The following is a 19,177-nucleotide window of genomic DNA, read 5'->3' as shown; positions in this document are numbered from 1 at the left end:
GGGGGGAGCGCGCTGAAAAAACCCGTTCACCCGGCAAGGACGGGCGCGACGGTTCTGAGCCCTTCCGAGACGCGGTCTGAAAGCGATCTCGACCGGAAGTCGCGGGTCACCGCCCCACGTTCCGAGAGCCACGTTGCGGTCGCGTTCCCGACCGCCTCACGGCTGGCGTCCGGCGACAGCGACGCGGGGTCGTCGCCGGGCTGTGAACCGTAGGCCCCGAATCCGGCGTGATTGACGCCGTCGAGCTCGACGATTCGAGCGTCCGCCGGGAGGTTCGACCGAGACGCGCGCTCGCGCTCGGCGTCTATCACCCCGTCGGCGCCGCCGAGGACCGCGAGCACGTCGAGGCCGCTCTGCGAGATATCGCGGTCGCAGTACGCGGCGTGGAGGACGAGAGCGTCGTACGCCTCGGCATTTCCGGCGACGTGTCGACAGGCCATGGCACCGCCGAGCGAGTGGCCGCCGACCGCCCACGTGTCCACCTCGGGGTAGCGTTCGCGGACGCGGTCGGCGCGGTCCGGCGCGAGGACGGCCAGGTTGAGCGGGGCGTCCACCACGACGACGAGCGCTGCGCGGTCGGACGCGGCGACGATCTCGGCGGCGGTGGGAACGTAGCTCTCGTGCGCCACTCGCCCGCCCGGGTAGTAGACGAGCCCGACGGTCGACGCCGTCACCGGCCCGTCGCTGACCGCCGTCCCGACCGCCGTCCGATCGACGGAGAGGTTCGGGTCGGCCTCGACGGCCGCGACTGCGTCCGCGTCCGGGCCCAGTCCGGCGGCGAAGTACGCGGCGCCGCCGGCCACGACGACCGCGGCGAGGAGGACGGCCGCACCCACGGCGAACGCGAGCGTCCGGCGCTCGGGCAGGCGGCGCGCGACCGAGTCGAGGGACTTCCTCACGGCGTCGGGGCCGCCTTCTGAAGCGCCGTCTCGGCGATGTTGCCGCCGTAGTCGGCCGACCGGAGGACGGAGTCGACGACGAGACCGAGCAGTTGCGCGCGCGTCGGGTCGAGGTCGCGGAGGAGCTTGTCGATGGCGCGAACGCGCTCGTCGATCGCTCTGACGCCGGTTCTCGCGTCGTTCGCCCGGCGCGTCGCCGCTTCGGTGTCGTCGTCGAACAGCGCGTCCATCGCCGCGTCGATCACGTCCACCGCGTCGCCGTGGAGGTCGCTCACCGCTTCGACGACCTCGTCGGGGAGCGGTTCGTCGATGTTGAGCGTCAGGTGTGCGATCTTGGTGGCGTGGTCGCCGATCCGCTCTAACTGTCGCGCGCTGGAATGGTAGTCGAAACACTCCTCTCGGGGGAGGCCGAGCTCCTCGGCGGCCTTCGGGGTCCGCAGCGTAGCGCGGAAAATCCGCGAGACGACGAGCCACAGCCGGTCGAGGTCGTCGTCGCGACCGATCACGTCGCGCGCGAGGTCGTGGTCGCGCTCCGCGAGCGCGGTGATCGCGTCTTCGAGCATCGAAAGCGAGATCAGCCGCATTCGGGTGACCGCGTTGTGGATGGAGAGCTCCGAGGAGTCGAGCAGGTCCTGAACGACGACGCGGTCGCGGGTCTCCTCTAACACCTCCAGCCCGACGAGGCTCTGGACCGCGTCCCGGATCGTCGAACGCTGTTCGGTGGTGATCTCGGCCGACTCCAGTTCGATGACGTCGAAGCCGCTGACGTACATCGTCGTCACCGCCCGCTGGAGGGCCTGCCCGGTCAGGTCGGTAACGTCGAGCGTCCCCCGCGTTCGCTCGGACTCGGACCGCGGCGTGAGGAACAGCGAGTCGCCGTCCGGGTGGAACTCGATCTCCGTCCCGGCCTCGACGTCGTTGTCGGTCGCCCACGTCTTCGGAATCGAAACCGTGTACGTCGAGCCGCCGGTGACCTGGACTTTCCGCGTTTCCATACCCCCTCTCTGAGGCGGATCAACTTAGTTTTGATCAAAATATATACACACTGTTAATCTCACCCGCTTACGGAACCGACCGAGCCAGTATTTGTCCCGTTTTCCGGCTCGGTAGGACATATTCGAGACGTTCTCTCCCGTCTATATAGAGATACGTATTCGGTGCCGCTCGGTCACGGCGAACCGCTCACACCACGCGGTTGCGGAGCCCTTCGTCGGCGTCAAGTCGAGCGAAGTTGTCCGCGAGGATGTCCGCGACGCGCTCGTAGTACTCGGGGGTGTGGCCGGCGTTGTGCGGCGTGATCGTCACGTTCGTCAGCCCCCAAAGCGGGTGATCCTCGGGGAGCGGCTCCGGGTCGGTGACGTCGAGCGCCGCGCCGCGAATCCGGTTGTTCCGCAGTTCCGTCACCAAGGCGTCGGTGTCGACGATCGGACCGCGCGCGATGTTGACGAGGACGGCGTCGGGGCGCATCGTCCGGAGCGCGCCGGCGTCGACCAAGCCTCGGGTCGTCTCGGTGAGCGGACAGGCCAGCACGACGAACTCCGCGTCGGTGACGGCCTCGTGGAACTCGTCGAAGCCGTACACCTCGTCGGTGGGGCCGCCCTTCTCGGGCGAGTACCGGACGCCGATCGTCTCGACGTCGAACGACTCCAGCCGGTCGACGACCGCCCGGCCGATGGCGCCGAGTCCGACCACCGCGACCGTCGAGCCGTACACCTCCGTCGTCTCGTAGGTCCGCCACTCGCGTCGGGTCTGCTGGCGGTGGGCCCGGTGGAACTGTCGCGCGTGGGCGATCATCGACCCCACGACGTGTTCGGCGATGTTCGGACCGTGGACGCCCGAGGCGTTCGTCACGGCGACCCCGTGTTGGTCGAGAAGGTCGCGCGGCAGGTGTCCCGTGCCCGCGAACACGCAGGCGAACAGCTCCAGCTCCTCGGCGGCAGCGAGCAGCTCTTCGTCGATGTTGAGCCCGACCGCGACGCGCGCGCTCCGAATCAGTTCTCGCTCCTGAGCCGGCGTTTTCGCCAGCGCGACGGACTGGTCGGGGAGTCGTTCGCGTATCGCCGCGGCCAACTCGCTTGCGCCCGCACCGTGGATCGTCTGGCGCAACACGACAACGTCTGGGTCGCTCATAGGCGAGAGACTCGAGGCGACCGATAAAAGAATGCCCGTCTGGTGGACCCAATTCTGGCCGACCGGAGGGCGGGAGGGAGCGCTGTTATTCGGTGGAGACGGATAGAAACACAGAATCCATGGAACTGTGATTTAATTCTAAGTTCTAATTATAGGCACATTTATGTTAATTCGAGATCACTGTATAACGGTATCATGCCGAACCCAGACTTCACCGCGGAGCTCGCGAGCATCCCGTACGAACACGTCATCGGAGAACCGCTCCGGGCCGCCGTCGAGGCGAACGCGAGCGCGTCACAGACCGCGGCGGAGTACATCATGGAACTCGGGTTCACGGATCCGGTCGTCGGAGACCAAGAGCCGGTGATGGTCGACTTCACCTACTCCAAGCTGGTGATAGACGACGTCTCGGGTGACGAGGTGCCCGAGGAACACGTCATGTCCGTTCCGCTGTTGCTGCTGCTCCACATCCCGTACTTCGAGGTCGAGAACGTCACGATCGACTTCAACGTGAAGCTGAATTCGGTGGACTCGTACGGCCGATCGAGTCAGTTCGACGTCGAATTCTCGAAAGATTCCGAGCTCGGGTTCGACGTCGGGTTCGTCAACGGGAAGACGAAGTCGTCGGTGAACATCGGCTACCAGTCCTCGACCCGCCGAGGGAAGGAGATCAAGCGAACGTACGATCAGCGCGTTCGGGTCGAAGCCGGTTCGATAGAGCCGCCGGAGGGCGCTTCGCGGGTCCTCACGGCGCTCGAGACCGCAATCACCGACAGCGTGTCTGAGGCGGGAGAGTGAACGCGTGAGTCCGACCGACACGCTCGCCGACCTCCCGCTCTCGACGTTGTTCTCGGCGCCGCTCATCGCGGCGATCGACGCCAGCGCGCAGGCGCAACAGGAGACGGTCGACCTGCTCCGTGAGATCGGCTTCGAGCCGGATGGAACGCTCTCGACGGTGTCGTTCGAGTACGCGACGACGGAGTTCGACTCGACCACGGGCGAAACGGTCCAGCGACGGAAAACGCTCAGCGTCCCGGTACTGCTGTTCCTGTCGCTCCCCGAACTCGTGGTTCACGAGGTCGAACAGACGTTCTCGGCGAAGATCGTCGACGTCGAGTCATCCGAAGGCGAGCGGCCCACCGGTGGGGCGAAAAGCGAGCGGCACCTCAAGCAAGGGAAGACGACGCGGTCGTCCTCGTTGGCCCCGCGGCGGCTGACGGTCGCCCCGGCGACCCGTTCCGAGTCGTTCGCGCGGCGGAGCCGCTCCGCCTTCGACCTCGATATCACGATGCGCGCCGAGGTCGAGAGCAAATCGACCGGCGTCGACCTCCTCGAACGGACGCTCGCGACGACCGTCACCGACGGGGATGCGACCGACGAGCGAGCGAGCGACGCCGGGCGCAAGGCGTCGCGCGCCGATCGAGAGGCGGGGACGGAATGACCGAGCTCCGTCACTTCCTCGCGTCGCTGTACGACGCGGTGTCTGAAGCGGAGATGCAGGCGCTCCTCAACGGACGGCGGCGGCTGCGTCGGATGGTCGAATCCGGCGAGTTCGCAGACGACGTGAGCCTCCCGGTGTATCACGCGACCGACCTCTCGGTGACCCTAGACGTCGGGCTCGAAGCGAGAGAGACGAAACGCGGTATCCAGATGTTCGTTACCGAGCCGTCGGCCGACGATCAGACCGGACTCGAACTCGACCTCGAGGTGTACGACTTCCTCCAGGCGGGAGACCTCACCGCCGCTACCGACGACCCGAAGCGTCACGAAGGCGGCCTCGATGTCCACATTCCGCTGCGGGAACCGCCGGTCGACTCCGGAGACGCCGTCGATTCCGCGAGAGACACTGACGAGAAGAGCGAGGACACCCGAAAACAAGCGCGCGGTCGACGCGAGCCGACGGAAGACGAACGATCGGAGGACGAACGAACGGACGACGAACACGGGGCTAGGAAACCGACGACCGATGAATCAACGAAACGTGAGCGAACCGAAGATGAGCGAACCGAAGACGAGCGAGCCGAAGATGAGCGAACCAAGGAGGACCGACCTACAGGCGAGCGAGATAAGGATGAACGAGACAAGGACGCGGATGCCGCGGAAAAACGGGCGGAACACAAACGAGAGCGGCTTCGTAAGCCGGCGAAGTTCCCGGGGCTCAGCCTCCCGAGAGAGTGGGCACGCACCCGCGGAAACCGCGACGCTGAGGAGGACGAGCGATGAGTGACGATCGACCGGAGGTGCGGACCTACTTCGACCCGCTGACCTCGACGCAGCGTTCATCGTTGCGGTCGCGCATGGAGCGGTATCGGTCGCAGCTCGAGGACCGCGGCTACGAGGTCGCGATCGCGGAGGGGACCAACGGTCTGTTCGGCGGCGTGTTGGTGATAGACGAGGACCGCGGGCGCGTCGGGTTCCTGGAGTCGAACGGCGCCGTCACGTGGATCGACGGCTCGGCAGGCGGGCTCGGCGCCCTCGGCTCGGCCGTCACGCAAAACCATACGGACGCGCTCGAATCAGCGGTTGACTTCCCAGAGGGCGTCGACGTGGACTGAAACGTCAGTCGGAGTCGGTCACTGCCGCGCCGCGTCGAACGCCTGCTGGAGGTCGGCTTTCATGTCGTCGACGTGTTCGATCCCTACCGAGACCCGAATGAGTCCGTCCGTGAGCCCGGCCGCGAGCCGCTCCTCGCGCGGGATGGCCGCGTGCGTCATCGCGGCCGGCTGCTCGATCAGGCTCTCGACGCCGCCGAGCGACTCGGCGAGCGTGAACACCTCGGTCTCGCTCACGACGGTGGAGGCTTCTTCGAGGGTACCGTCCAGTTCGAACGAGAGCATACCGCCGAAGTCGTCCATCTGCTCGGCCGCGAGCTCGTGGTCCGGGTGGCTCTCCAGCCCGGGGTAGTAGACCCGGCTCACGTCGTCGTGGTCCTCCAGCCACTCGGCCAGCGACATCGCGTTCTCACAGTGGCGGTCCATCCGCACCGGGAGCGTCTTCGTCCCACGGAGTACGAGGAACGAGTCGAACGGGCCCGGCGTCGCGCCGACGGAGTTCTGGTAGAAGCCGAGTCGCTCGTCTAACTCCTCGTCGTCGACGATCAGCGCGCCACCGATGGTGTCGGAGTGACCGCCGAGGTACTTCGTCAGCGACTGCGAGACGATGTCGGCGCCGTGTTCGAGCGGCCGCTGGAGGTACGGAGTCGCGAACGTGTTATCGACCGCGCAGAGCGCGTCGCCCTCGTGTGCGATGTCGGCGAGCGCGCCGATGTCGTTGACGTTCATCAGGGGGTTCGTCGGCGTCTCGATCCAGACGAGCTCGGTCTCGTCGCGCATCGCCGCCCGCACCGCGTCGTGGTCGGTCGTGTCGACGAACGTCGTGTCGACGTCGTACTCGTCGTACACCTGTGTGAGGATCCGGTGCGTGCCGCCGTACACGTCGTCGCCGGCGACGACGTGATCGCCCGCAGACAACAGGTTCAGGACCGTGTTGATGGCGCCCATGCCCGACGAGAAGCAGCGCGCGTGGCTGCCCGACTCCAGCGAGGCGAGGTTCGCTTCGAGGTCGGTGCGCGTCGGGTTCCCGGTCCGGCTGTACTCGTACCCGCGGTGTTCGCCCGGCCCGTCCTGCTTGTAGGTGGAGTTCGCGTGGATCGGCGTCATCAACGCGCCCGTCTCCGGATCCGGCTCCTGTCCGGCGTGGATCGCGCGGGTCTCGATGTGCCGGTCGCCCCCGTCAGGAGAACCGACCGCGTCGGCTCCGTCGTCCGCGGTTTCGCCCTCGTCGTGTCGGTCGCTCATGCGTGAATGTCGTCGTCGAAACGGGTGATTCTTCCCATTCCGGTCGGCTCTCCGGTCGGAGACGACTCGATGAGAACGCGGCCGCGTCGCTCGCGGTGTGAGAGTGGATGCTCGGTCAGGGATTTGAACCCTGGTCGTCGGCTGACTTCCGAACCGGCGCCGAAGCGCCGCGTCCGCCGAAAGGCCAACATGATTGGCCGGACTACACCAACCGAGCGCGATTATCGCTTACGGCGGGGATGATTTATATCTTCTTAACTCTCCCCGACGTGGGAGGGGAAGACACGGGACGGGGAGCGTTCGGACCGACTACTCGTCGACCGTGACCTTCTCGATCTCGACGGCTTCGCGGGGATCGTCGTTCCGACCGGTCGGCACGCCGCCGATCTCCTCGACGACGTCCATCCCGTCGATGACCTGCCCGAAGACGGCGTGCTTGCCGTCGAGGTGCGGGGTGGCGTCGAGCGTGATGAAGAACTGCGAGCCGTTCGTGTTCGGGCCGGAGTTCGCCATCGAGAGGATGCCCGGGCCGTCGTGGGTCAGGTCGTCGTGGAACTCGTCGGCGAACTCGTAGCCGGGGCCGCCGCGGCCGTTCTCCATCGGGTCGCCGCCCTGGATCATGAAGTCGTCGATGACGCGGTGGAAGACGATGCCCTCGTACAGCGAGTCGCCGCGAACCTCGCCGGTCTTCGGGTCCTCCCACGTGTTCGTGTCGCGCGCCGGCTCGGCGTCGGCGGCGGGGTCGTGGCGGGCCAAGCCGAGGAAGTTCTCGACCGTCTTCGGCGCGCGGTCGGCGAACAGTTCGACGACGATGTCGCCGTGGTTCGTCTGGAGCGTTACCTGCGGGTTGTCCGGATTGTGGACGTCTCGTGCCATGTTCTCGGGAAGGAGCGCCCGCCGGAAAACCCTGCCCATCCGGGGCTCCAGAGGCCGGGTCCTCGTCGGCTCTTCCCCCGCACCGGTCACTCGCCGCCGCGGTAGTCGACGTACACGTCGTCTTGCATCACCTGCGATCGGCCGCCGTCGATCAGGACGCTCTCGCCGGTGATGAACGACGCGTCGTCGCTCGCGAGGAAGGCCGCGAGCCCCGCGACGTCGCTCGGCCGCCCGAGCCGTCCGACCGGGTGGAGCGCCTCGGTGTGCGCGTAGTCGTCGCCCAGTTCCTCGCGCGTCCGGTCGATCTCCACCCACCCGGGGTTGATCGTGTTCGCCGTGATCCCCTTCGGGCCGAGTTCCAGCGCCAGCGCCCGGGTCATCCCGTTGATCCCGGCCTTGACGGCGTTGTACGGGAACAGCTCCGGCATCGTCAGGAACGCGTGGTTCGAGGAGACGTTGAGTATCGTTCCCCCCTCCGGCATGTGACCGGCCGCGTGTTTGGCACACAGCCAGTAGGCCCGGAAGTCGGTCTCGACGACGAACTCCCAGTCGCCCATCGTCGCCGACTCCGCCGTCGTCTCGGTCTGGACGCCGGCGTTGTTGACGAGGGCGTCGATCCGGCCGTACTCGGCGACGGCGTGGTCGATCAAGGCTTCGACCTCCGCCGGATCGCGCATGTCCGCCCGGACGAACGTCGCCTCGCCGCCCTCGGCCGCGATGTCACCGACCACCGCTCGACCGCTCTCGGCCGACCGACCGGTGACGACGACCGACGCCCCTTCGGCGGCGAAGCGGCGCGCGACGCCGGCACCGATCCCGCGCGTTGACCCGGTGACGACGGCGACGGTGTCTGCGTGTCTGTCCGCTACGGCGTTCTCCGTCGGATCGGTCGCGGTCATACCGTCACCGGCGGCGCCCCCGACAAAGTAACCTCCGCTCCGGGAGCCGGCGCTCGCGTGTCACTCCGCTCGGCTCACCACTCGGCGACGCTGCCGTCCGCGTGCCGCCAGACCGGGTTGTGCCAGTCCACGTCGCCGTCCGCCTGCTCGCGGACGTGGTCCTCGTCGATCTCGACCCCGAGCCCCGGCCCGTCGGGGATCTGGACGAACCCGTCCTCGTAGTCGAACACGGAGGGGTCAGCGAGGTAGTCCAACACGTCGCTCGTCTCGTTGTAATGGATGTTCAGGCTCTGTTCCTGGATGAAGGCGTTCGACGAACACGCGTCGACCTGAAGGCAGGCCGCCAGCGCCAGCGGGCCGAGCGGACAGTGCGGGGCCATCGCCACGTCGTACGCCTCGGCCATCGCGGCGATCTTCTTCACCTCGGTGATCCCCCCGGCGTGCGAGAGGTCCGGCTGGATCACGTCGACCGCGCCGTCCTCGAAGACCTCCTTGAAATCCCACCGCGAGTACATGCGCTCGCCGGTCGCGATCGGGGTCGTCGTGTGCTCGGCGATCGTCGGGAGCGCGTCGTTGTGTTCCGGCAACACGGGCTCTTCGACGAACATCGGCTCGTACGGTTCGAGCTTCTCGACGAGTCGCTTCGCCATCGGCTTCGTGACGCGACCGTGGAAGTCGACGCCGATGTCGACCTCGTCGCCGACCGCTTCGCGCACTTCGCGGAGCCGAGTCGCGGCCGCCTCGACCGTCGCCGGGTCGTCGACGCGCTCTATCTCTTCGGTCGCGTTCATCTTCAGCGCCGTGAACCCCGCGTCGACCTGTTCGCGCGCCTGCTCGGCGACGTCGGAGGGTCGGTCGCCGCCGATCCACTGGTACACGCGGATCCGGTCCCGGACCGCGCCCCCGAGCAGCTCGTACACCGGCACGTCGAGCTGCTTCCCTTTGATGTCCCACAGCGCTTGGTCGATCCCGGCGATGGCGCTCATGAGGACCGGTCCGCCGCGGTAGAACCCGCCGCGGTACATCGTCTGCCAGTGGTCTTCGATCCGACTCGGGTCCTCGCCTAACAGGTAGGTGTCGAGGAGTTCCTCGACGGCGGTGCGAACGGTCTTCGACCGTCCTTCGACGACCGGCTCGCCCCAGCCGACGGTCCCGTCGGCGGTCTCGACGCGGAGGAACAGCCACCGCGGCGGGACCTCGAACAGCTCGTAATCGACGATCTCGGTCATGCGTGATGTCTGCTGTCCGCATCCCGGTCGCGTCGCTTAGTCGTTTCGAGACGCGGGGTCGACGAGGAACGAGGAGCGAGGACGACCGGGACCACAACCGTAAACCCGGCGACCGTCGCAGTTCACGACAGACATGGGCGGTATCACGACATTCGGCGAAACCATGGTTCGGCTCTCGCCGTCCCCCGGCGAGCGGATCGAGACGGCCGACGCGCTCGACTTCCGGACCGCGGGGGCGGAGAGCAACGTCGCCATCGCGGCGGCCCGCCTCGGGGCGGACGCGACGTGGATCTCGAAGCTCCCCGACTCCCCGCTCGGGCGGCGCGTCGCCGGCGACGTGCGACGCCACGGCGTCGACCCGGCGGTCACGTGGAGCGACGAGGGCCGACAGGGGACCTACTACATCGAGCGCGGGAGCGAGCCGCGCGGGACGAACGTCATCTACGACCGGGCCGACGCCGCAGTGACCTCGATGACGGCGAGCGAGGCGCCGACCGACGCGGTCGAGTCCGCGGACGTCTTCTTCACCACCGGCATCACGCCGGCGCTGTCGGAGACGCTGCGCGAGACGACGGCCGACCTCCTCGAAACCGCGTCGACGACCGCCTTCGACCTGAACTACCGCGGGAAACTCTGGTCGCCCGAGCGCGCTCGCGAGACGCTGGAAACGCTGCTCCCGAACGTCGGCCTCCTCTTCGTCCCCGAACGGGACGCCCGAACCGTCCTCGGGGCGGAGGGGTCGGCCGAAGCGATCGGCGCAGACCTTCGCGACCGGTTCGACTGCGAGGCCGTGGTCGTGACGCGCGGGAGCGACGGGGCGCTCGCGAGCACCGGCGCGGGCGTCGTCGAGCAGGACGCCTTCGCGGCGGAGACGGTCGACCCGATCGGCACGGGCGACGCCTTCGTCGGCGCGTTCCTCTCGCGGTACGTCCGCGACGCGTCCGTCGCGACGGCGCTGGAGTGGGGCGCGGCCGCCGCGTCGCTCAAGCGGACGATCGAGGGCGACCACGCGGTTATCACGGAGGGAGAGGTGGCGGACGTCGTCGCCGCCGACGGGACCGACATCGACCGCTGAGCACGGAGAATCGACGGGGCGCTGGCGCGACGTGGTCACGCGGCGTGCGCTCGATTTATCAGCCTCCCCGTCCCCGGTGAGCGTATGCGCACTCGACAGGTCGAGCGACTCGTCGACGACGGGGTCATCGCGATCCTCCGCGGCGTGGAACCGGACTCGGCGGGAGACGTGGCTCGGGCGGTCGTCGACGGCGGCGTCACGGCGCTCGAAGTGACGGCCGACACGCCGGGCGTCGAGGGGATCGTCGAGGCGTTGTCCGCGGAGCTTGACGACGTGCTCGTCGGCGCGGGCACCGTCCTCGACGCGGAGACGGCGCGGGCGGTCCAACTCGCCGGCGCGGACTTCCTCGTCACGCCCACGGTCGACGAGGGCGTGATCGAGACGGCGAACCGCTACGGCACGCCGGTCGCGACGGGGGCGTTCACGCCGACCGAGGCGATCCGCGCGTATCAGGCCGGTGCGGACCTCGTGAAGGTCTTCCCGGCGGCGACCGGCGGCCCCGAACACGTCGCGGCGCTCTCGGGGCCGCTCCCGCAGGTGCCGCTGGTGCCGACCGGCGGCGTCGGGCCCGACAACGCCGGCGCGTACGTCGAGGCCGGGGCGGCCGCGGTCGGCGTCGGGAGCGGGATCGCGGACGACGATGCGGTCGCGACCGGCGACTACGCGGTGATCACCGAGAACGCCCGGGGGGTCGTCGACGCCGTCGCCGAGGCGCGAGCGCGTCGCGACGACTGAGGCGAACCCCACGAGAGGCGCACTCCCGCGACGGACCGGCCGAGGATCGACGGAACCGCCGTCTCAGCGCGTTCCGGCCGATAGTGTTTTGCCGAGTGCGGCACCACCCGAAGCCATGTACGACGACATCCTCCTCCCCGTCGCGCCGGGCGGCGAGGCGAACGACGCGATCCCCCACGCGACCAGCCTCGCCCAGCACTACGACGCGACGGTTCACGTCGTCTCCGCCGCCGACACCGCGGTCGACACGCTCGCGGGGCAGCGGACGGGCGCCTTCTCGGACCGACTGGCGGACGCGGCCGAGAAGCGCGTCGAGGCCGTGACGGACGAGCTCGAAGCCGCGGGTGTCGAGACGGTCGGCAGCGTCGTCCGCGGCGATCCGCTTGAGGTCATCGAGAACGCGATCGAGGACGGCGCCGACATCGTCATCATGCCCAGCCACACCCGTCGGGGGATCCGCCGGCTCCTCTTGGGGAGCGTGACCGAGAAGGTCGTGCGCGTCGCGACCGTCCCGGTGGTGACCGTACCGATGGCCGACCCCGAAGCGGATGGCGAGGCGCCGCCGTCGACCGACGCGTAGTGACGACCGAACCGACCGCACGCGGGACGGTCACCCGCGCGTTCCGGGTCGCGTACGACGGCCGGGAGTACGCCGGCTTCCAGCGCCAGCCGCACGCGCGGACGGTCGCCGACGCGCTCCTCGACGCCCTCGCGGAACACGGCGTCGTCGAGCCCGGAGACGGACCGACTCACGCGACGCCGCCCGGCTACGCCGCCGCCGGGCGAACCGATGCCGGCGTCTCCGCCGTGGGGCAGACCGTCGCGTTCGAAGCGCCGACGTGGCTCACGCCGCGAGCGTTCAACGGGCACCTCCCGGGCTCGGTCCGCGCGTGGGCCGCCGCCGACGTCGACGACGGCTTCCACGCGACGCACGACGCCGTCCGACGAACGTACCGGTACCACCTGTACGCGCCGACCGCGGCCGCAGACCCCGCGGAGGGGTCCGGAGGCGCGAACCGAGGCCCGGAGTACGCGGTCGACGACGAACGCTTCCGGGACGCGCTCGCGCGGTTCGACGGCGAGCACGACTTCCACAATCTCACGACGGACGAGACGGGAACCGTCCGCGACCTCGACGCGCGAGCGACTCGCGAGGGCGACGTGTTCGTGATCGAGGTCGCGGCGGACGGGTTCCCGCGGGCGCTCGTTCGACGGGTCGTCGCGGCGGTCCGCACGGTCGGTCGGGGGGCGGCCGAACTCGGCTGGATCGATAGACTGCTGGCGGCCGAGCCGATCCCCGGGGGGCGAGGCGTCGGGCCGGCACCTCCCGAACCGCTCGTGTTGTGGGACGTGACCTATCCCGACGCCGAGTTCGCGGTCGACCCCGAGGCCCTCGACAGCGCGCTCGTCGCCTTCGGCGAGCGACACCGAGACGCCCGTCACGCCGCGGCCGCGACCGGCGCGGTCCGCGAGCGACTGGCCGCCTTCGACGAAGAACGGTAGCTCAGGCCGCGGAGCCGCCCGCCGGCGTCTCCATCCCGTCGACGCGGACCAGGAGGGTGTTGCCGTCGACGTTCGTCGCGTCGACCACGCCCGAGAGCCGCAGGCCGGTCGCCGGCGTCGGGCCGACGGTCACGTGATCGCCCGCGTCGAAGGGGCCGACCGGGCCGCGGATCACGAGTTCGGCGCGGCACAGCTCCGGGTTCGCGACGCTCGATAAGTCGATCTCCGCCACCGTGACGTCCTCAACTGGGGTCCCCTCGCGTTCTACCGGCGTCGTCGCGGCGTCGTCCAGCCGCTCGACGCCGAGCACGTCGTACGCGCCGTCGGTCGGCACGTAGCCGCCGTCCGGGCCCGCGACCCCCTCGACGAGGCCGAGCGTCCGGAGACTCCCCATTCGGTTCCTGACCGTGCCCGCGTTGCGGTCGATGGCGTCGGCGATCTCGCGCCCCTGTACCGGCGCGTCCCGCCCGTCGGCGAGGTTCACGAGCGCGGTGAGCACCCGCTTCTGACTGGAACTCAACTGAATGTTTGACATGGACGTTTCGACCGCGCTTGAAGTAATAAATGTTCGTATATAACGACATTATATGCTTGGAATAGATTTTTCAACTCCAATAAGTTGAATTCGAGAAGCTATTGCCGGACAGAGTACTAGGATATGAGAATCGATGCGTATCCACCAGCGACTTCTGGGGTTATTGGCTTTCTCTCCGCATGTAGGCAATGATTGTTTCCAGATGTCTCTGACCGCTCATGGAGTCTGTGGTAATATCTCAATTCCTTATATGATCGACACCGCAGGTATTTACGGGGTCGAGTGGTAGCCGCGGACAAGTAATGACGATCCAGACCGATCAGCGGGTCGGCGTCGGAGAACGCACCGGGCTTCCGCATCGAGCCCGCGGAGACCGCCGCGACCGCTCGTCGAGGTCGGCCGTTCAGCCCGGGCGAGAATCGGTACGGTTCGGAACGTCGACCGCTCGGTTCGGAACGTCGACCGCTCGGTTCGGAACGTCGACCGCTCGGTTCGGAACGTCGACCGCTCGGCTCGACAGATCGAACGCTCCGAAGGGTGGTATCGATGGCTGACCGCGACTCGGCGTTCGGGCCGGACGCGGCCGCGCCGTCGAGGCGAGCGAGCGACGACGCCGCTCCGGGCGACGGTCGAGCCCACGACCGAGACGCCGACCGGGCCCGGACGCTGCTTCCGGACCGCGACCCGACGGTCGAACGCGACCGGGTCCGGTCGTTCATCGCGGAGCGGGTCGGCGCCGCGGGCGCCGAGGGCGTGGTGGTGAACATGAGCGGCGGGCTCGACTCGACGGTGACCGCCGCACTCGCGGTCGAGGCGCTCGGCGCCGACCGAGTGTACGGGCTGATACTGCCGTGTAACAAGATCGGCGCGCCGCACGCCCGCGACGCCGAAGCGCTCGCCGAGGCGCTCGGTATCGAACACGACACGGTTCACCTCCAGCCGCTGTTCGCGCAGTTCGGCGCGGTCGCGCCCGACCGGTTCGACCTCCACGACGAGCCGGTCCGGTCCGGCAACGCGGTCGCGCGCCTCCGGATGGCCGTCGCCTACCTCGCCGCCAACGCCACCGGCTCGCTGGTCTGTGGCACGGCGAATCGGAGCGAGCTACTCTTGGGCTACCTCACGAAACACGGCGACGGCGCGGCGGACATGTTCCCGCTCGGACACCTTTATAAGACGGACGTCCGGGCGCTCGCGGCCGAACTGGACGTTCCGGAATTCGTCGTCGAGAAAGCCCCGTCGGCCGGGTTCCTTCCGGGGCAGCGCGACGCGGACGATCTGGGCGCCCCGTACGAGGTGATCGACCCCGTGCTCCACCTCGGTGCCGACCGCGGGCTTGACCCGGAGGCCGTCGTCGAACGGATCGCGGCGGCCGACGCCGCCGTCGACGCCGACCGCGAACTCGTCGCGGAACTCCTCGGCCGTCATCGCGCGACGGCGCACAAGCGACTGCCACCGCCGACGCCGGACGCAGCGATCGAGTGAGGGGGATGATCCCCTCCGGAGGGTGAGTCAGTCCCAGTCGGCCGGCCAGAGGTCGGCCGCGCGCATCCCCGTCTCGAAGTCGGCTTCGCGAAAGGCGGCCGCGAGCGCGTCCGGGTCGAGTCGCGGCAGGTCGCGCTCCGGCGCCGCGAACTCGGCGACGAGCAGGGCGACGAGCATCGCGTGTTCGCGGACGTTGCGGTCGTCTACCTTGTCACGCGTGTCCGCGTGGGTGTGCCCCCATCCCCGGCCGCGATCGCCCGAGTCGCTGTGAAGCTGGAGCGCCGGCACGCCGCGGCGCACGAACGGCCACTGGTCGGAGAAGGGATGCGGCTGCGCGTCGACTTCGATCGGCTGGCGCGTCGCCGTCGACACGGCCTCCGCGACCGACGCGGCCGCCGTCGAGGCGTGCGCGAGCGCGACCAGGTCGCGGAACCGCCCCGCGCCGTCGACGTTGACCACGCCCTTCACGCGGTCGAGGTCCACGCTGTCGGCGAGGTGTTCCGCGCCGAGCAGGCCGACCTCCTCGGCGCCGACCGCGACGACGTCGACGCCGAGCGGGAGGTCCGCGCTGGCCAGAATCTCGGCCGCGGTCGCGACCGTCGCGATGCCGCAGCCGTTGTCGAGCGCGCCCTCGGCGATGTCGTGGGCGTCGTAGTGCGCGACGAGCAGGACGCGGTCGTCGGTGTCCGGTCCCGCCCGCCCGATCACGTTGCGGCTCTCCCCCGGGGTCGTCGACGCCTCGACCGACAGCTCGGCCTGTGCGACGGAGCCCGCTCCGGCCGCGGCCCCACCGCTCGCGGCACCGGACGACCCGCCGACCGCGTACTCGCGGAGCCACGCGCCGGTCTCCTTCGAGACGCCGACCGCGACCGCCTCGGCCTCCCTCCCGAAGGTGAGCGAGCCGGTCGGCGGCAGTTGGCCGTCGAGGTGGTTGACGAACACGAACCCGACCGCGCCCGCGTCGACGGCGTAGCCGAATTTCTCCATCCGGTGAACGAACCGCCCCCCGGCCGGCGTGGTCGTCGAGGCGACGGCGATCCGTCCCTCCACGTCGCGCTCGTCGATCTCGGACGGCGTGCCGTAGCCCACGTCGACGAGCTCTCCCGACGCGCCTCCCGCCGGCGAGTACGGGAGGGCTATCGATTCGAACGAGCGCGTCGCCGGCTCGCCGTCTCGCCCCGAGACCGTCACGTCGAGTGTTGCGGTCCCGCGTTCCCACGCGGGCAGTTCGAAAGGATCCGTGCGCACGTCGGCGAGCCCCGCGCGCTCGAAGGCGTCCGCCACCACTCCGGCGGCGCGGCGCTCGCCCTCGCTCCCCGCCATCCGGCTGCCGATCGCGGTGAGATCGGTGACGAACTGCCAGGGTTCGTCGTCGGTCCACGTCGCGCCGAGCGCCGGAGCGAGTTCCGCGACTCGCTCGCGCACCCGCTCGACCGCGGGACCTGCGTCCGATCGCGTCGGGTCAGCTGCGTCGTCGGTCATGAACTCGACACCGTCGGCGACGGCTTAAGCGTGTGGCTCGCGGCACCGGAGCGCGATTGCCGGACGGTGCGCGCCCGATAGTCGGCGCCTCGGACCACGGGACGGGAAGCGCTACGTTGAAGTGGGACGGTCGGGTAGGTCGGATTGCGCACCGTTGGTCCAGTGGTAGGACATTAGCTTCCCAAGCTAATAGCCCGGGTTCAATTCCCGGACGGTGCATTCCTGCGGCGAGCAATACCGCGAGCCGCGGGAATCGGCAGGGGAAGTGAACCCCGTCAGTCGCGCGCAGCGAGGCGGAAGCGGAGCGGGACGCCGCACCCGGACCGCTTCGCATGCCAAGCTTCTAGTCGCGGTGGTCGCGCTTTACTCGACATCATGAAACGACGGCAGGCGGTCACCGTGGCGGTCGGCCTCTCCGCCGGGCTGGCCGGCTGTTCGGGGTTCCGATCCGGCGACGGCGGGGTCGATCTGACGGTCTTTAATCAGGCGGCAGTTCCCTACACCGTCGAGGTCGAGCTCCTCGGCGAGGGGAGTTCGGAGTCGGCGGCGAGAGCGTACGGCACGACGCTGGACGTCGAACCGAACGGCGAGCAGACGCGCGAGGCCGTCGCCGAAGCCGGGCGGTACCTGGTTCGCTACCGCGTCTACGAGCGCGACTCGGAACTGACCGACCAGGACCACGTCCACTATATCCCCTCCGGAGACGGCTCCGAGAGCCTGACGTTCGACGTTCAAGAAACGGGCGTGTTGACCCGGCGGTGACGTCCTGGCCGCCGGCATCTCTTGGGGTTCAGAAGATGTTCGCCTGATCGTACACCGAGATACCGGTGTCGGTGATGTCGTACGGCTTCGTCTCGCGGGAGTGGTTCGCGTCGCGGATCTTCTGTATCTCGACGGCCAGTCGCGTCTCGCGGAAGTCCGACCCGCGGACGTACTGGAGGACGAACACCGCGTCGGTGAGGTACTCGACGATCCCGTGACGCGACGCGTACGCGGTGTCCTCGCTCGCCTCGGAGGTGAGGAGGGTCGTCACGCCCGCCTCCTTCAGCGAGCGCGTGAACCCGAACACCTCCGACCGACGCTTCGCCGGGTGGTCGTACATCATCTCCAGTAGGGAGACGGAGTCGAGCACCAGCCGGTCGGCGTCGAACTCGGCGATGAGCCGGATGAGGTCGTTCCGGATCGACGCGAGCGAGTTGGCCATCTCGATGGGATCGATCGCGACGACGGCGAGCCGACCCTCGTCGGCGTGCTCGCGGAACGACCACCCCTTCTCGTCGGCCGTGTCGAAGATCGATTCGCGGGTCTGTTCGAGGGTGATGTACACGCCCTTCTCACCCGATTCGAGGGCGTGGTTGAGGAACTGGAGCGCGAACGTCGTCTTCCCGGTCCCGGCGCCCCCGATGACCGAGAGGAGCGACCGGCGAGGGACGCCGCCGAGGATCATGTCGTCGAGGCCTTTGATCCCGATGTCGGTCCGATCGATCTCCGACTCGAACTCGTCGGGATCGACGTCGAAGTCGGCCGTGTCCCCCCCGCCGGCACCGCCGCCGAGTTCCCCGAAGCCGAAGTCGTCGTCGCTTCCGCCCGAGGAGCCGCGGTAGCCGCCGAAGGGGTCGGCGCCACCGCCGTCGCTCGGCGATCCGCCGCCCGAATCGCCGGTGCCGCTCCCACCGCGGCTGCCGCCGAACGGGTCGTCCTCGCCGAACGGGTCTCCGCTACCGTCAGCGGGCTCGGGATCGCGGCCCGTGCCGGAGGCGGATCCCGTGCCCGGGTCTGGTTCCGGGTCGCCACTCCCGCCGAAGGGGTCGTCCCCGCCGAAGGAGCCGCTCCCGCCGAAGGAACCGAAGTCTTCGTCACCGTCGCCGCTCAGGTCACCGAACGCGTCCGCGGGGACCCCCTTGGTCGACCGGTCCGCGGGCTCGTCTCCGTTCGCCGGAGCGTCGAGTCCGTCGTGATCGCCACCCCCACCGTCATCCCCGCCACCGAGATCGGCGAACGACTCGCTTCCGCCACCGAACGGGTCGCCGCCGTCGCCCGGATCATCGTCGCTCTCGCCGCCCCCGCCGAACGGATCGGTCGCACCTCCGTCGTCGCTAGCTTCGTCGACCGCGCCGCCGAAGGGGTCGACCGACTCGGTGTCGTCGGTCGTGCTCTCTGGGTCAGCCGCGCTCTCGGGATCGGCCGGCGCGTCCTCGTCCCCGTGATCGGTCTCGTCCGCTTCCCCGTCCGTCTCCGCGTCGGCGGAGTCGGACTCCGGCCCACCCACCGGTCGCTCGTCGGACTCCTCGTCGGTCTCGCGTAACGCTCGCTCGAACCAGTCGTCCTCCTCGCTCATTCTGTTCGTCGCCCGTGGGGGGTCGACATGACCCGAGCAAGGCGACCGAGTGGCTTGAAACTTTCCGGCCGCGTTTCAGGTTCTGAGAACGCGTCCGATCCAGCGAGAGTCGGACGCTCCGGGCCAACTCGTCCGGCCGAGTGGCAAAAGCGCGCGACGCTCGGCGCCGAGACCGCTCCCGACGACCGGGCGAACGC

General features: G+C 69.0%; 20 protein-coding genes and 2 tRNA genes. 11 read left to right on the top strand and 11 right to left on the bottom strand.

Annotated features, from left to right (window positions below; translation table 11 throughout):
- Positions 1-26 precede the first annotated feature (26 nt).
- The 3 genes from ACZ5KW_RS10550 to ACZ5KW_RS10540 all read right to left on the bottom strand — a co-directional run bounded on the left by ACZ5KW_RS10550 (position 27) and on the right by ACZ5KW_RS10540 (position 3,029).
- Positions 27-899 carry an alpha/beta hydrolase gene (locus ACZ5KW_RS10550; protein WP_343777881.1) on the bottom strand — a complete coding sequence of 291 codons (873 nt, stop codon included), beginning with the start codon at positions 897-899 and terminating at the stop codon, positions 27-29.
- Positions 896-1,894, bottom strand: coding sequence for a phosphate uptake regulator PhoU (locus ACZ5KW_RS10545; RefSeq protein ID WP_343777879.1), 999 nt, complete (start codon positions 1,892-1,894; stop codon positions 896-898). The genes ACZ5KW_RS10550 and ACZ5KW_RS10545 overlap by 4 nt, the downstream gene beginning before the upstream one ends.
- A gap of 187 nt (positions 1,895-2,081) precedes the next feature.
- On the bottom strand, positions 2,082-3,029 hold the full coding sequence (locus tag ACZ5KW_RS10540) for a D-2-hydroxyacid dehydrogenase (protein WP_343777878.1): 948 nt from the start codon (positions 3,027-3,029) through the stop codon (positions 2,082-2,084).
- Positions 3,030-3,224: 195 nt separating this feature from the next.
- Between ACZ5KW_RS10540 and ACZ5KW_RS10535 the strand changes: the two genes are divergently transcribed.
- Genes ACZ5KW_RS10535 through ACZ5KW_RS10520 form a run of 4 tightly spaced genes read left to right on the top strand, consistent with a single transcriptional unit; the run spans position 3,225 to position 5,584 of the window.
- On the top strand, positions 3,225-3,827 hold the full coding sequence (locus ACZ5KW_RS10535) for a DUF2589 domain-containing protein (RefSeq protein WP_343777877.1): 603 nt from the start codon (positions 3,225-3,227) through the stop codon (positions 3,825-3,827).
- 4 nt (positions 3,828-3,831) lie between these two features.
- A complete protein-coding gene (locus tag ACZ5KW_RS10530; protein WP_343777876.1) occupies positions 3,832-4,470 on the top strand; it encodes a DUF2589 domain-containing protein in 639 nt (212 codons plus the stop codon).
- The gene (locus ACZ5KW_RS10525; protein ID WP_343777875.1) at positions 4,467-5,252 is read left to right on the top strand and encodes a hypothetical protein; all 786 of its coding nucleotides are present in this window, start codon (positions 4,467-4,469) and stop codon (positions 5,250-5,252) included. Before ACZ5KW_RS10530 ends, ACZ5KW_RS10525 begins: the two co-directional genes overlap by 4 nt.
- A complete protein-coding gene (locus ACZ5KW_RS10520) occupies positions 5,249-5,584 on the top strand; it encodes a hypothetical protein (RefSeq protein WP_343777873.1) in 336 nt (111 codons plus the stop codon). Before ACZ5KW_RS10525 ends, ACZ5KW_RS10520 begins: the two co-directional genes overlap by 4 nt.
- A gap of 18 nt (positions 5,585-5,602) precedes the next feature.
- Here the strand turns inward: ACZ5KW_RS10520 and ACZ5KW_RS10515 are convergent, their stop codons facing one another.
- From ACZ5KW_RS10515 to dgoD, 5 genes are all read right to left on the bottom strand, one after another.
- Entirely contained in the window at positions 5,603-6,826 is a 1,224-nt protein-coding gene (locus tag ACZ5KW_RS10515) for a cystathionine gamma-synthase (RefSeq protein ID WP_343777871.1), read from the bottom strand.
- Between the two features lie 108 nt (positions 6,827-6,934).
- A tRNA-Glu gene (locus tag ACZ5KW_RS10510) sits at positions 6,935-7,043 on the bottom strand.
- Positions 7,044-7,135: 92 nt separating this feature from the next.
- Positions 7,136-7,702, bottom strand: coding sequence for a peptidylprolyl isomerase (locus ACZ5KW_RS10505; protein ID WP_343777869.1), 567 nt, complete (start codon positions 7,700-7,702; stop codon positions 7,136-7,138).
- 86 nt (positions 7,703-7,788) lie between these two features.
- Positions 7,789-8,601: an SDR family NAD(P)-dependent oxidoreductase gene (locus ACZ5KW_RS10500; protein WP_343777867.1), complete on the bottom strand. Its 813-nt coding sequence runs from the start codon at positions 8,599-8,601 to the stop codon at positions 7,789-7,791.
- A gap of 74 nt (positions 8,602-8,675) precedes the next feature.
- Positions 8,676-9,830: a galactonate dehydratase gene (dgoD, locus tag ACZ5KW_RS10495; RefSeq protein ID WP_343777865.1), complete on the bottom strand. Its 1,155-nt coding sequence runs from the start codon at positions 9,828-9,830 to the stop codon at positions 8,676-8,678.
- Positions 9,831-9,963: 133 nt separating this feature from the next.
- On the opposite strand from dgoD, the gene kdgK1 reads away from it, so the two are divergent.
- From kdgK1 to truA, 4 genes are all read left to right on the top strand, one after another.
- Entirely contained in the window at positions 9,964-10,905 is a 942-nt protein-coding gene (gene kdgK1, locus ACZ5KW_RS10490; RefSeq protein WP_343777864.1) for a bifunctional 2-dehydro-3-deoxygluconokinase/2-dehydro-3-deoxygalactonokinase, read from the top strand.
- A gap of 84 nt (positions 10,906-10,989) precedes the next feature.
- Positions 10,990-11,640 carry a bifunctional 4-hydroxy-2-oxoglutarate aldolase/2-dehydro-3-deoxy-phosphogluconate aldolase gene (locus ACZ5KW_RS10485; RefSeq protein ID WP_343777862.1) on the top strand — a complete coding sequence of 217 codons (651 nt, stop codon included), beginning with the start codon at positions 10,990-10,992 and terminating at the stop codon, positions 11,638-11,640.
- A gap of 115 nt (positions 11,641-11,755) precedes the next feature.
- Positions 11,756-12,220: a universal stress protein gene (locus ACZ5KW_RS10480; RefSeq protein WP_343777860.1), complete on the top strand. Its 465-nt coding sequence runs from the start codon at positions 11,756-11,758 to the stop codon at positions 12,218-12,220.
- A complete protein-coding gene (gene truA / locus ACZ5KW_RS10475; RefSeq protein WP_343777858.1) occupies positions 12,220-13,143 on the top strand; it encodes a tRNA pseudouridine(38-40) synthase TruA in 924 nt (307 codons plus the stop codon). The genes ACZ5KW_RS10480 and truA overlap by 1 nt, the downstream gene beginning before the upstream one ends.
- Position 13,144: 1 nt before the next feature.
- On the opposite strand, the gene ACZ5KW_RS10470 is transcribed toward truA, so the two are convergent.
- Positions 13,145-13,678: an Rrf2 family transcriptional regulator gene (locus ACZ5KW_RS10470; protein ID WP_343777856.1), complete on the bottom strand. Its 534-nt coding sequence runs from the start codon at positions 13,676-13,678 to the stop codon at positions 13,145-13,147.
- A gap of 546 nt (positions 13,679-14,224) precedes the next feature.
- On the opposite strand from ACZ5KW_RS10470, the gene nadE reads away from it, so the two are divergent.
- Positions 14,225-15,160: an NAD(+) synthase gene (gene nadE / locus ACZ5KW_RS10465; protein ID WP_343777854.1), complete on the top strand. Its 936-nt coding sequence runs from the start codon at positions 14,225-14,227 to the stop codon at positions 15,158-15,160.
- A 27-nt stretch (positions 15,161-15,187) separates the two neighbouring features.
- Here the strand turns inward: nadE and ACZ5KW_RS10460 are convergent, their stop codons facing one another.
- Positions 15,188-16,642 carry a M28 family metallopeptidase gene (locus tag ACZ5KW_RS10460; protein ID WP_343777853.1) on the bottom strand — a complete coding sequence of 485 codons (1,455 nt, stop codon included), beginning with the start codon at positions 16,640-16,642 and terminating at the stop codon, positions 15,188-15,190.
- Between the two features lie 148 nt (positions 16,643-16,790).
- Here ACZ5KW_RS10460 and ACZ5KW_RS10455 point away from each other — a divergent pair.
- Together ACZ5KW_RS10455 and ACZ5KW_RS10450 are read left to right on the top strand one after the other, a co-directional pair.
- Positions 16,791-16,861 (top strand) — tRNA-Gly (locus tag ACZ5KW_RS10455).
- A gap of 156 nt (positions 16,862-17,017) precedes the next feature.
- A complete protein-coding gene (locus ACZ5KW_RS10450; protein WP_343777851.1) occupies positions 17,018-17,404 on the top strand; it encodes a hypothetical protein in 387 nt (128 codons plus the stop codon).
- A 28-nt stretch (positions 17,405-17,432) separates the two neighbouring features.
- Here ACZ5KW_RS10450 and ACZ5KW_RS10445 read toward each other — a convergent pair whose 3' ends face one another.
- Positions 17,433-18,980 (bottom strand): KaiC domain-containing protein, encoded by a 1,548-nt coding sequence (locus tag ACZ5KW_RS10445; RefSeq protein ID WP_343777849.1) that lies wholly within the window; start codon positions 18,978-18,980, stop codon positions 17,433-17,435.
- Positions 18,981-19,177 lie beyond the last annotated feature (197 nt).

It is taken from the genome of Halorubrum ejinorense, from assembly GCF_055389685.1.
Note: the sequence above shows the minus strand (reverse complement) of the source record. Positions and strands in the feature narration are given on the sequence as shown.

Coding starts and splice junctions, on each gene's coding strand:
- ACZ5KW_RS10545 (WP_343777879.1), bottom strand. CDS start 1,894: ATGGAAACGCGGAAAGTCCAGGTCACCGGCGGCTCGACGTACACGGTT.
- ACZ5KW_RS10540 (WP_343777878.1), bottom strand. CDS start 3,029: ATGAGCGACCCAGACGTTGTCGTGTTGCGCCAGACGATCCACGGTGCG.
- ACZ5KW_RS10535 (WP_343777877.1), top strand. CDS start 3,225: ATGCCGAACCCAGACTTCACCGCGGAGCTCGCGAGCATCCCGTACGAA.
- ACZ5KW_RS10525 (WP_343777875.1), top strand. CDS start 4,467: ATGACCGAGCTCCGTCACTTCCTCGCGTCGCTGTACGACGCGGTGTCT.
- ACZ5KW_RS10520 (WP_343777873.1), top strand. CDS start 5,249: ATGAGTGACGATCGACCGGAGGTGCGGACCTACTTCGACCCGCTGACC.
- ACZ5KW_RS10515 (WP_343777871.1), bottom strand. CDS start 6,826: ATGAGCGACCGACACGACGAGGGCGAAACCGCGGACGACGGAGCCGAC.
- ACZ5KW_RS10505 (WP_343777869.1), bottom strand. CDS start 7,702: ATGGCACGAGACGTCCACAATCCGGACAACCCGCAGGTAACGCTCCAG.
- ACZ5KW_RS10500 (WP_343777867.1), bottom strand. CDS start 8,601: ATGACCGCGACCGATCCGACGGAGAACGCCGTAGCGGACAGACACGCA.
- dgoD (WP_343777865.1), bottom strand. CDS start 9,830: ATGACCGAGATCGTCGATTACGAGCTGTTCGAGGTCCCGCCGCGGTGG.
- kdgK1 (WP_343777864.1), top strand. CDS start 9,964: ATGGGCGGTATCACGACATTCGGCGAAACCATGGTTCGGCTCTCGCCG.
- ACZ5KW_RS10485 (WP_343777862.1), top strand. CDS start 10,990: ATGCGCACTCGACAGGTCGAGCGACTCGTCGACGACGGGGTCATCGCG.
- ACZ5KW_RS10480 (WP_343777860.1), top strand. CDS start 11,756: ATGTACGACGACATCCTCCTCCCCGTCGCGCCGGGCGGCGAGGCGAAC.
- ACZ5KW_RS10470 (WP_343777856.1), bottom strand. CDS start 13,678: ATGTCAAACATTCAGTTGAGTTCCAGTCAGAAGCGGGTGCTCACCGCG.
- nadE (WP_343777854.1), top strand. CDS start 14,225: ATGGCTGACCGCGACTCGGCGTTCGGGCCGGACGCGGCCGCGCCGTCG.
- ACZ5KW_RS10460 (WP_343777853.1), bottom strand. CDS start 16,642: ATGACCGACGACGCAGCTGACCCGACGCGATCGGACGCAGGTCCCGCG.
- ACZ5KW_RS10450 (WP_343777851.1), top strand. CDS start 17,018: ATGAAACGACGGCAGGCGGTCACCGTGGCGGTCGGCCTCTCCGCCGGG.
- ACZ5KW_RS10445 (WP_343777849.1), bottom strand. CDS start 18,980: ATGAGCGAGGAGGACGACTGGTTCGAGCGAGCGTTACGCGAGACCGAC.